This is a genomic window from Acidocella sp. (assembly GCF_028687955.1).
GTDB lineage: Bacteria > Pseudomonadota > Alphaproteobacteria > Acetobacterales > Acetobacteraceae > Acidocella.
On sequence record NZ_JAQTZC010000074.1, the window covers coordinates 1 to 10,347 of the forward strand.

Below are 10,347 nucleotides of genomic sequence, written 5' to 3' on the forward strand. Positions count from 1 at the left end.
CCCACGCTGCTGCTGTTGCCGGTGCGGCTGGTGCCGGTTGAGCTTTGCAGCTTCAGCCCCTTGGTGAGGTTGATTTCCACGGTCGCCTGCGTGCCCTGGCCATTGGCCGCCTGCGCCGCGCCGAGATAAACCCCCGGCGCCACATAGCGGCCCGCCTCCACCGATGGAGGGCCGCTCGCGTTGCTGCTCAGCGAAAGCTGGCTAAGCCCCAGCGCAGCGCGCACGGAATCGAGGGGATTGGGCAAGCCGCCGCCCACGCCCGCAAGCTGCGCCAGCGCCGCCGCCAATGAGGCCGTCTGGAACGGCGAGAGGCTCGTGGTGCTCTGCCCGAACAGCAGTTGCGCCAGAATTTCATCCGCGGGCAACGGCGGCACGCTGCGTAGCGTCATCACCGGCTTGTCCGCCGTCCCCCCCACGATCAACGTGGCGGTGCTGTTGCCGCTGCCCGTGCTGGTGGCTTCCAGGTCGAGGGCCGGCATGAACCCGGCGCCGTTGAAGCTCACGCTGCCCTGGGTGAAATTCAGGGTTTTCCCGGTCAGCGAGACATAACCGCGGATCAGCTCAAACCCGCCCTCCGGATTGGGCGACGCCAGCGTGCCGGTGATATGCACCCCTCCGCCCAGCTCCGCGAAAACACCCGCGCCCCGCACAAAAATCTGGTTGCGCCCGCTCACCCGCAGGTCAAGCGCGACATCCGGTGGTGGCGGCGGCGCGGGCGGCGGCGGCGACCCCTCGTTGACAATCGGCAAATCAGCGACACGCGGCGGCAACGGCTGCGAAAGATTGATCTCTGCTTTTTTGATATCCACATGCCCCGCCAGCAGCAGGCGCCCCCGCAGCGCCCCGGTCAGGGTCAGCGCGGCATCCACGCTGCCGCTCAGATTATCCGAGGCGATCGGGCTGGCGTTGGCCGCATCCAGGGTAAAATCGAGCGGCGTGCCCGCCCCGCCCAAATCAACCGTGCCCTGGCCGGTGATCCGCCCCGCCCCGGCGGTGGCCTGAAAACTTTGCAGCGTCAGCATCTGCCCTGCCGCCTGCACGCGCGCCGTCATATGTGTCAGGTTCAGACCCGTGTCGATATCCTGAACGCCGCCATCCGCCAGCGTGGCGCTCCCGGTGGCTAGAGGCGCGTCCGGCGTGCCGGTCAGCGTCATATCCGCCGCTACCATCCCACGCACCATGGCGTCGCGCGGCGCCAGCACCGGGTCCAGCAACCGCAAATCCCCCCGCCCGGCCACATGCAAATTCATCGCACCCGCCGCGTTGAACGGCACCACCCCCTCGGCGGCAAGCTCCACCTGCGCCCCCGCGCTCAACACCGCCTTCACGCGCGCGCTGCGGTCCATCACCGTGGCGCTGGCGCTTAAATCCACCGGCGGCAGCGCGGCGCCCGGGCCCGCCTGCAACTTGATAGCCCGCGCGTTGAAGCTGACCTGCCCCACCGGCGCCGCCAGACTGCCGCTCAATGCCGCGCGGCCCGCCAGCGTGCCAGTGGCTTTCAACCCCGGCATGAACAGCCCGGCCAGGCTGGCGGGCAGGTTTTGCACGCTCAACTGCGCATCCAGCCGGGGCGTCAGCATCCCATCCAGCTCAACCCGCCCGCCGTTTACCCCCAGTGCAATATGGCGCGCCACAACCCCGGACCGCGCTACAATCACCGCCGGGCCGCGCAGCACGGCATCCACCTGCCGCCAGGAGGCGGTGAGCGCCGCTAACGTCGCGGTGCGCGTCGCCAGATCAACCACCCCAGCCATCGCCACCCGCGCCGGTGCCGGGCCCAGCGCGCGCGTGCTGGCCTGCGCCCGCACGGCAAGCGCGGCGGCGGGGCCCGCGGCGGTGAGCACAGCATCCACGGCGCCAAAATTCCGCGGCGCCGCCAGGTTTTGCGCGTCGAGTTTCAGCCTGAGGATCTTGCCCGCCGAATATGAGAAATCCGCCGCCACCCGGCCGCTGAGCGGCAGCGGCGAGAAGCGCGCGAAATCATCCAGCCGTCCGATGCTGAGCTGCGCGGTGCCGGTGGGCAGCGCCGCGCCGGGGGCCAGGGCAAGATCCGCCCGCGCCTCCAGCGACCGCCACGCCGCCTTCCTGACACTGAAAACCATCCCCCCCTTCGCATCACGCGCAAAAGCGGCGTCGAGCGTCAGCGGCGCGTTTTCCAGCGCGCCTGAGGCGGTGAGCGTACCCTGCGGCAAGCGTGGCAGATGCCGCGCCTCAAACGTAAGGCTGAACGGCCCGGAGGGAATGGCCTTCTCGGCGGCATTGCCGGTCAGCACCGCTTGCGCGGTAAAATCGCCGGGTGCGCCGGTGATGCCGCCCGTACCCCCGGCACTGCCGGAAATCCCGGGGAAAAACGCGCCCAGCCGGGGCAGGGCGAACTGCATCTGTAAATTCACCGCATCGGGCGCCATGCGGCCGCTGGCCGAGAGCTGGAATGCCGCGCCAGAAGCATCGAACCGTGTGATTTCCAACACCCGGCCGCGCAAATCCGCATCGAGTGAAAATTTCCCGGCGGGACCTGTGAGTTTCGCAAGCCCATAGGGTCCGGAGGTGAGCACGGTGGCGCCGGAGAGCGCCAGATGAACGCCGCCATCCCGCGCCGCCGCCACCAGATGCACCGTGGCGCTTCCCGCCACGACCTGCCCGGCCAGCGCGCCCACGGGCGCCAGCGCTGGGAGCTCAAACACCACATCCGCGCGCGGGCTGCGCGGATTGAGCCGCAGCGTGCCGGTCCCGCTCAGCCGCGCCGCCCCCAATGCGGCATCAAAACGCAACGCCGCGCCGCCGCGCGGACCGGCCAGCGTGGCATCCAGCCGCAGCGGCCCCTGCGCGCGCAGCCCCGCCAGCCGCGCGAGCAGGCCTCCGCCCGGCTCAGTCGCCCGCAACCTGGCAAATACGGTTTGCGGGTCCATCCGGGCATCCAGTGTGTAATCCGCCCCGCCTGGCCCCGCCGTGGCCTTCAACGCCACGCCGCCGCGCGCCAACCCGCGCCAATGCGCCGAACCGGTGAGGTTGAGGGTGGTTGGCGTGCCCGCCAGCGCGGCGCCGAGGTTGAGTTCCGGCACGCGCAGCCGGGCCACATCCACCCGCCATGCGGAAAGCCTGCCCGCCAGGCCGCCGCCGCCACTGCTTTTTCCGGCCGCCGGCAGGCGGACCATATCCAGCGCCGCCGCGCTCAGCGAGGTCACGGCAATCCGCCCGCGCAGCAGCGCGGCTGGTTGCCAGCGCAGCTCCAGGTCCCGGCCCTTCAGCCACACACCGCCCGTGTCCGCCAGGGTGAGGCCCGCCAGCTTAATATCCGCCGGAAAATGCCCGGACAGGCCAGAAATTCCCTCCCCCGGCGCCAGCCACCGGTTAATCTCCCGCTCGGCAACCCGCCGCCCCCCGCCGGTATTCAGCCCGATGCAAACCCCGCCCAGCCCCAGCAGCCCCAGCCCGGCCACCACCCCCAGCAGAATCATCAGCCTGCGCCACCCGCGCATCAGAACGCCTCACCAAAACCGGCATAGAGCGCAAAAGCCCCGCTGCCCGCCACGCGGGTGAAGGGAAAGGCGAGGTCCAGCCGGATCGGCCCGATGCTCGTGTAATAGCGCAGCCCCAGCCCGGCCCCCACCCGCAACGTGCCTGCAAACGGCCGGCTGCCGGCATTCACCTGCCCGGCATCGATAAACGGCACCACGCCAAAACTCTTGCCCACCCGCTGGCGAAACTCCAGGCTCGCCGCATCCATCGCCAGGCCGCCCTCGGGCGCACCATCGGGAAACAGCGGCCCGATCGTCTGATACGTATAGCCGCGCACCGTACCCGAACCGCCCGCGTAAAACCGCTGGTCCGGCGGCACCTGGAACACCCCCGCCCCTTGAATGCTTCCAACCTGGCCGCGCAGCGCCAGCACCCCGCGCCCGGCGGGCTCCACGGGAATATACCCCGCCATTGACGCCTGCGCGATGATGAACGGCTTGCCCGTACCCGCCGTGGGCAGGGTTGGCGTCACCGTGGCGGCAGCATTCACCCCGCTGGTGGGCTCCAAGAGATTATCCGCCGTGGAATAGCTCAGCGTAACAGGCAGCTGCGCCAGCGCATAATCGCGGTTAACCCCCTGCTGGCGCACTCGCTCGGTTATGAATTGGGGCCCATAGGTGAAGCTGAGATGCGCGCCAAGCGGGCGCGACAGCGCAACCCCGCCCAGCAGCGCCTTGCGGCTGTAGGCGGTGAGGGATTCATTCAACGCCTCCAGCGAAACGCTGAGCATCTGCCCCCTGGCGGCAAAATCCGGCTTGGCGAAAACGGCTTTCAGGTCGTAGCCAGGCGCCCTGGTGCCGGTGGCGGCCAGCCCGTTCCCGGCGGCGGTGAATTTCAGCCGCTCAGCATGGGTGAATACATCGCGGTCCTCCCAGGAGGTGCCCAGCGTCAGCCCGGTATCGGTGGCGTAGAGCGCGCTCAGCGTCACCGCGTGGCGCTTCTGCGGCACAACCCGGAAGACCACCGGCACCTCGCCATCCGCTGCCGCCTTGCCCGCGGGCACCGGCGTCACCGCGGCAAAAACACCCAGTCCCAGCAGCGAGTCCCGGGCCAGCGCCAGGGACGTATCCGAGAACGGCTGCCCCGGCCGCAGCGCGATATGCTGGCGCAGAAACGCCGCGTTGGTGCGGGCGAGCCCCTCGAAGCTGACCGGCCCGATGCGCACGCGCGGCCCGGGTGTGATGGTATAGGTAACATCCAGCCGGTGCGTGGCAAGCCGCGCCACGGCCCAGGGCTGGCTCACCTCGGCAAAGGCATAGCCCGCATTGCGCAGAGCGGCGCGCAACGCCGGCGCCGCCGCCAGAATCGGCGCCGCCAGCGCGGGTTGCCCGGGTTTCACCATGGGCGGCACCACAAACCCCGGCGGCAGGCCAGGGGTTTGCACCTTGCCCAGCCGGAATTGCGCCCCCTGATGCGGCGTTACCCGCACCGCGACGGCCTGGCCCTGCGGCAGCGCGTTCAGCATATCCAGCAACGCCGGATCACCCAGGGCATCACCGCCGATGGTAATCTCCACGCTCCCGCCATCATAGCCCAGGCTGTGCAGCACCACGGCGAATTTCCGCGCATCCCCGCGCGCCCGCCCGATGAGCGCGAACGGCCCGGCAGGGAGTTTTTTCTGCACCGCGACGAGTGCCGAACTCTGCCGTAACAGCCCGTCCAGCGCGCCATCCCCGCTGGGAACGAAATTGACCGTATAACTCACCGGATCAGCGGCCAGCGCCGCCCGCCCGATAAAAACCGCCATGACGGCCAACCAAAGAGGTTTGCAGCGCCGCATTGCGTGAGGTTGCCACGTCCAGGCCCATTGGCCAATACGCGGCCTCACCACCCTCACGCGCAGGCGGAAACGATCAGCGGCGCCAGCGCCCGGTATTCCGCCGCGTGCGGGCTGTTGGGGCGCCATGCCAGCGCCAGGCTGCGCCAGCCACCCGCCCCCTCCAGCCGCCGCAGCTCAACATCCGCCCCTTCGGTGATCCCGGCCATCACCGCCAGGCGCGGCACCAAAGTCAGCCCCAGCCCGCCGGCAACCATCTGGATGAGTGTGTGCAGCGAGGTCGCCGCGAACTCGGTGCTGCGCCCAACCTCCCCGCCGCAGGTGTTCAGCACCTGGTCACGCAGGCAATGGCCTTCCTCCAGCAGCAGAAACGGCTCCGCCGCCAGCGCCGCTATGGCCACGCTCTCGCGCGCGGCCAGCGGGTGGCCCTTGGGCAGGGCGACCAGAAGCTCATCGCGCTGCACCGCCAGCGTCTCCGCCCCGCCGCAGAGGCAAGGCTCCGCCAGCACCAGCACGTCAAGATGCCCGCCCTCAAGTTGGTTGAGCAGCCGCTCTGTCTGGTCCTCGCGCAGGAACAGCTTCAGCCCCGGATAAGCCTCACGCAGCGCGGGCATCAGCCGGGGGAGCAGAAACGGCCCGATGGTGGGGATGATCCCCAGGCGCAGCGGCCCGGTCATCGGCGCGCGCGCGGCATCCGAGGCTTCCGCCAGCGCCACCAGCGCGCCCAGCGCGGTGCGCGCCTTGGCCACCAGCTCCAGCCCCAGCGGCGTGAAGACCGCATGCTTGGTCGCGTTGCGGTCGAGGATCGCCGCATCCAACTGACGCTCCAGCGCCAGAATCCCCGCCGAAAGCGTCGATTGCGACACCGCGCACGCCGCCGCCGCGCGGCTGAAATGCCCGGTCTCCGCCAAAGTGACCAGATAGCGCAGCTGCTGCGGCGTGGGGAGATAGACCATCGATTCCCCCGGTCAGGCTTTCATGCCGCGGGAGCCTGGCGAATCAGGTAATCAAACGCCGAAAGCGCCGCCTTCGCCCCATCCCCCGCCGCGATGACAATCTGCTTATATGGCGCCGTTGTGGCATCCCCGGCCGCGAATACCCCCGGCACCGAGGTCTCGCCGCGCGCATCCACCTCGATCTCGCCGCGCGGCGAGAGCGCCACCGTGCCCTTCAGCCATTCGGTGTTGGGAACCAGGCCGATCTGCACGAAGATGCCATCCAGATCGAGCCGGTGCATCGCCTCGCTCACCCGGTCCTTGTAGCTCAGGCCGATAACCTTGTTGCCATCGCCATGCACCTCGGTGCTGAGCGCGGAGGTGATGACCGTTGTGTTGGCCAGGCTGGCGAGCTTGCGCTGCAACACGGCATCGGCGCGCAGCTGGGCGTCGAACTCGATCAGGGTGACATGATCGACGATGCCCGCCAGGTCGATCGCCGCCTCCACCCCGGAGTTGCCGCCGCCGATCACCGCCACGCGCTTGCCCTTGAACAACGGGCCATCGCAATGCGGGCAATAGGCCACGCCCTTGTTGCGGTATTCATCCTCGCCAGGCACGTTCATCTGCCGCCAGCGCGCGCCTGGCGAAAGGATGAGCGCGCGCGTCTGCAATGCAGCGCCGCTGGCCAATTGCACGCCGATCAACCCGCCCGGCGCCGCCGCCGGGGTGATGCTGGTGGCGCGTTGCAGGTTGATAATATCCACCCCATAGCCGCGCACATGCTCCTCCAGCGCGGCGGCGAATTTCGGCCCTTCGGTATGCGGCACGGAGATGAAATTCTCGATCGCCATGGTATCGAGCACCTGACCGCCGAAGCGCTCGGCCAGCACCCCGGTGCGGATGCCCTTGCGCGCCGCATAAACCGCCGCCGCCGCCCCTGCCGGGCCGCCGCCCACAATCAGCACATCATACGCCGCGCGCGCCGCAAGCGCCGCGGTTTCCCGCTCGGCCGCGCCGGTATCCAGCTTGGCGAGAATTTCCTCCAGCGTGATCCGCCCCTGGCTGAACTCTGCGCCGTTCAGCAGAACGGTGGGCACCGCCATCACCTTGCGCGCCTCCACCTCGGCCTGGAACAACGCCCCGTCAATCGCGACATGGGTGATGCGCGGATTGATGACGCTGAGCAGGTTGAGCGCCTGCACCACGTCCGGGCACAGCTGGCACGATTGCGAAAAATACGTCTCGAAATGATAATCGCCCGGTAGCGCCCTGATCTGTTCGATCACCTCCGGCGCTATTTTCGGCGGGTGGCCTCCCACCTGCAACAGCGCCAGTACCAGCGAGGTGAATTCATGCCCCATTGGCAGCCCGGCGAAGCGCACGCCCACATCGCCGCCCACGCGGTTGATCGCAAACGAAGGCACCCGCGCATCCTGCCCGTCGAGCCGCAGGGTGATCTTGTCAGATTGCGCCGCCACATCCCGCAACAGACCCAACATCTCCTGAGATCTGGCGCCATCATCAAGCGCCGCCACCAGCTCAATCGGCATCGTGACGCGCTCAAGATAAGCCTTCAACTGGCCTTTAAGGCTGTCGTCCAACATAAAACCGCTCCAATGGAAAAATTCAGCGACTCTACCCGCGGGGCCGGCGTATCCGGCGGTGTGGGGAGGCTTGCTTCAGGCTCTGTAGGGTCTCCACCGCCGGATCGCGGCGGTGGAGATGCCGGTATGGCTCAGATCTTGCCAACCAGATCAAGCGAAGGCGCCAGCGTCGCATCGCCCTCATGCCAATGCGCCGGGCAAACCTCGCCAGGGTGCGCGGCGACATACTGCGCGGCCTTCACCTTGCGCAGCAGCTCGCTGGCATCGCGGCCAATGCCCCCGGCATTGATCTCGACAATCTGGATCACGCCCTGCGGATCGACCACGAAGGTGCCGCGATCCGCCAGGCCGGCATCCTCGATCAGCACCTCGAAATTGCGGCAGATGGCGTGCGTCGGATCACCAACCATGAAGTAGCCGATCTTCTTCACGGCCTCGGAGGTATCGTGCCAGGCCTTGTGGGAGAAATGCGTGTCGGTGGAAACCGCGAAAATCTCAACGCCCAGCTTCTGGAACGCGGCATAGTTGTTGGCGAGGTCCTCAAGCTCAGTTGGGCAGACAAAGGTGAAATCCGCCGGGTAGAAGAACACCACGGACCACTTGCCCTTGAGATCGGCCTCGCTCACCGGCACGAACTTGCCACTCTTGAAGGCCTGGGCCGAGAACGGTTTAACAGCGGTATTGATCAACGACATATTTTATTCGCTCCTGCGGATTGATGTTAACGGTCCCCTATCTAAGCCCTCTTCCATCATTTAGGAAATTGATTTTATTCGTCACCAGAATTGATTTAACCGATAAGCCACAAATCCCCCGGCGGTTTGCGGCCCTGCACTCTTGCCTCTAAGAGCCAGAGCAGCGCACCACCGCCGAGGACTTCATGATTCGCCTTGACAACATCAGCAAGCAGAACGGCAGCCGCCTCATCTTCATCGAGGCATCAGCCGCCTTGCAGAAAGGCGAGAAGATCGGTCTCGTCGGCCTTAACGGCGCTGGCAAGACCACGCTGTTTCGTATGATCACCGGGCAGGAGGCGCCCGATGAAGGCCTCGTCCTGGTCGATCGCGGCATCACCATCGGCTACTTCAGCCAGGATGTGGGCGAAATGGCCGGCCGCAGCGCCGTTGCCGAGGTGATGACGGGCGCTGGCCCGGTCAGTGAGATCGGGGTGGAGCTGGCGCAGCTGGAAGCCGCGATGGCCGATCCCGCTCAGTTTGACCATCTGGACACCATCATCGAACGCTTCGGCGAGGTGCAGTCGCGTTTCGAGGAGCTGGGCGGCTACGCGCTGGAGGGCCGCGCGCGCGAGGTGCTGGACGGCTTGGGCTTCAGCCAGGAGATGATGGACGGCGACGCAGGCAAGCTCTCCGGTGGCTGGAAGATGCGCGTCGCCCTGGGCCGCATCCTGCTCATGCGCCCCGATGTCATGCTGCTTGACGAACCTTCCAACCATCTCGACCTTGAAAGCCTGATCTGGCTGGAGCAATTTCTCGCCGGCTATGACGGCGCCCTGCTGATGACCTCCCACGACCGCGAATTCATGAACCGCGTCATCAACAAGGTCATCGAGATCGACGCCGGAAACCTCACCAGCTTCTCCGGCGATTATGAGTTCTACGCCCGCCAGAGCGCGCTCAACGAAAAGCAGCAGCAGGCCCAGTTCGAGCGCCAGCAGGCGATGCTGGCCAAGGAGGTCGCCTTCATCGAACGCTTCAAGGCCCGCGCCTCGCACGCCGCCCAGGTGCAGAGCCGGGTGAAGAAGCTGGAGAAGATAGACCGCGTCGAGCCGCCCAAACGCCGCCAAGCCGTGGCGTTTGACTTCAAGCCAGCCCCGCGCTCCGGCGAGGATGTGGCGAATTTCCGTGGCGTGGATAAACGTTACGGCAACAAGGTGATCTATGAGGGGCTGGACCTACTCATCCGGCGCAAGGAGCGCTGTTGCGTTCTCGGCGTGAACGGTGCTGGCAAATCCACGCTGCTCAAGCTGGTGGCGGGCACCACCGCGCCCGATTCTGGCTCCGTCACCCTGGGCGGCAGCGTGAAAATGGGCTATTTTGCCCAGCACGCCATGGATCTGCTGGACGGCGGCGCCACCGTGTTCGAAACACTGGACGCAACCTTCCCCCACGCCGGCCAGGGGAGCTTACGCACGCTCGCGGGCGCCTTCGGCTTCTCGGGCGACGAGGTGGAAAAACGCTGCCGCGTGCTCTCGGGCGGCGAGAAGGCGCGGCTGGTGATGGCGCTGATGCTGTTCGACCCGCCGAACTTCCTGGTGCTGGACGAACCCACCAACCATCTGGACCTCGCCACGAAGGAAATGCTCATCACCGCCCTTGCGCAGTATGAGGGCACGATGCTGTTCGTCTCGCATGACCGGCACTTCCTTGCCGCCCTCTCCAACCGGGTGCTGGAACTCACCCCCGAGGGCATCCACCAATATGACGGCGGCTACGCGGAATACGTCGCGCGCACCGGCCACGAGGCGCCCGGCCTGCACGTCTGATACCAG

The 10,347-nt window shown here is 67.2% G+C and carries 6 protein-coding genes; 1 reads left to right on the top strand and 5 read right to left on the bottom strand.

Annotation, left to right across the window (positions count from 1 at the left end; translation table 11 throughout):
• From PHE40_RS09495 to ahpC, 5 genes are all read right to left on the bottom strand, one after another.
• Nucleotides 1-3,479: translocation/assembly module TamB domain-containing protein (locus PHE40_RS09495; protein WP_299961171.1), on the bottom strand; the 3,479-nt coding region annotated here is incomplete at its 3' end.
• Nucleotides 3,479-5,266 (bottom strand): autotransporter assembly complex family protein, encoded by a 1,788-nt coding sequence (locus tag PHE40_RS09500; RefSeq protein ID WP_299961173.1) that lies wholly within the window; start codon nucleotides 5,264-5,266, stop codon nucleotides 3,479-3,481. The genes PHE40_RS09495 and PHE40_RS09500, both read right to left, overlap by 1 nt.
• An 86-nt stretch (nucleotides 5,267-5,352) precedes the next feature.
• Nucleotides 5,353-6,252 carry a hydrogen peroxide-inducible genes activator gene (locus PHE40_RS09505; RefSeq protein WP_299961175.1) on the bottom strand — a complete coding sequence of 300 codons (900 nt, stop codon included), beginning with the start codon at nucleotides 6,250-6,252 and terminating at the stop codon, nucleotides 5,353-5,355.
• 20 nt (nucleotides 6,253-6,272) lie between these two features.
• Nucleotides 6,273-7,838 carry an alkyl hydroperoxide reductase subunit F gene (gene ahpF / locus PHE40_RS09510; protein ID WP_299961177.1) on the bottom strand — a complete coding sequence of 522 codons (1,566 nt, stop codon included), beginning with the start codon at nucleotides 7,836-7,838 and terminating at the stop codon, nucleotides 6,273-6,275.
• A gap of 131 nt (nucleotides 7,839-7,969) precedes the next feature.
• Nucleotides 7,970-8,533 (bottom strand): alkyl hydroperoxide reductase subunit C, encoded by a 564-nt coding sequence (gene ahpC, locus PHE40_RS09515; RefSeq protein WP_299961179.1) that lies wholly within the window; start codon nucleotides 8,531-8,533, stop codon nucleotides 7,970-7,972.
• Nucleotides 8,534-8,718: 185 nt separating this feature from the next.
• Between ahpC and PHE40_RS09520 the strand changes: the two genes are divergently transcribed.
• Complete coding sequence (locus PHE40_RS09520) at nucleotides 8,719-10,341, top strand: ABC-F family ATP-binding cassette domain-containing protein (RefSeq protein ID WP_299961181.1); 1,623 nt, start codon at nucleotides 8,719-8,721, stop codon at nucleotides 10,339-10,341.
• The last annotated feature ends 6 nt before the right edge of the window (nucleotides 10,342-10,347 follow it).

Coding starts and splice junctions, on each gene's coding strand:
- PHE40_RS09520 (WP_299961181.1), top strand. CDS start 8,719: ATGATTCGCCTTGACAACATCAGCAAGCAGAACGGCAGCCGCCTCATC.
- PHE40_RS09505 (WP_299961175.1), bottom strand. CDS start 6,252: ATGGTCTATCTCCCCACGCCGCAGCAGCTGCGCTATCTGGTCACTTTG.
- ahpC (WP_299961179.1), bottom strand. CDS start 8,533: ATGTCGTTGATCAATACCGCTGTTAAACCGTTCTCGGCCCAGGCCTTC.
- ahpF (WP_299961177.1), bottom strand. CDS start 7,838: ATGTTGGACGACAGCCTTAAAGGCCAGTTGAAGGCTTATCTTGAGCGC.
- PHE40_RS09500 (WP_299961173.1), bottom strand. CDS start 5,266: ATGGCGGTTTTTATCGGGCGGGCGGCGCTGGCCGCTGATCCGGTGAGT.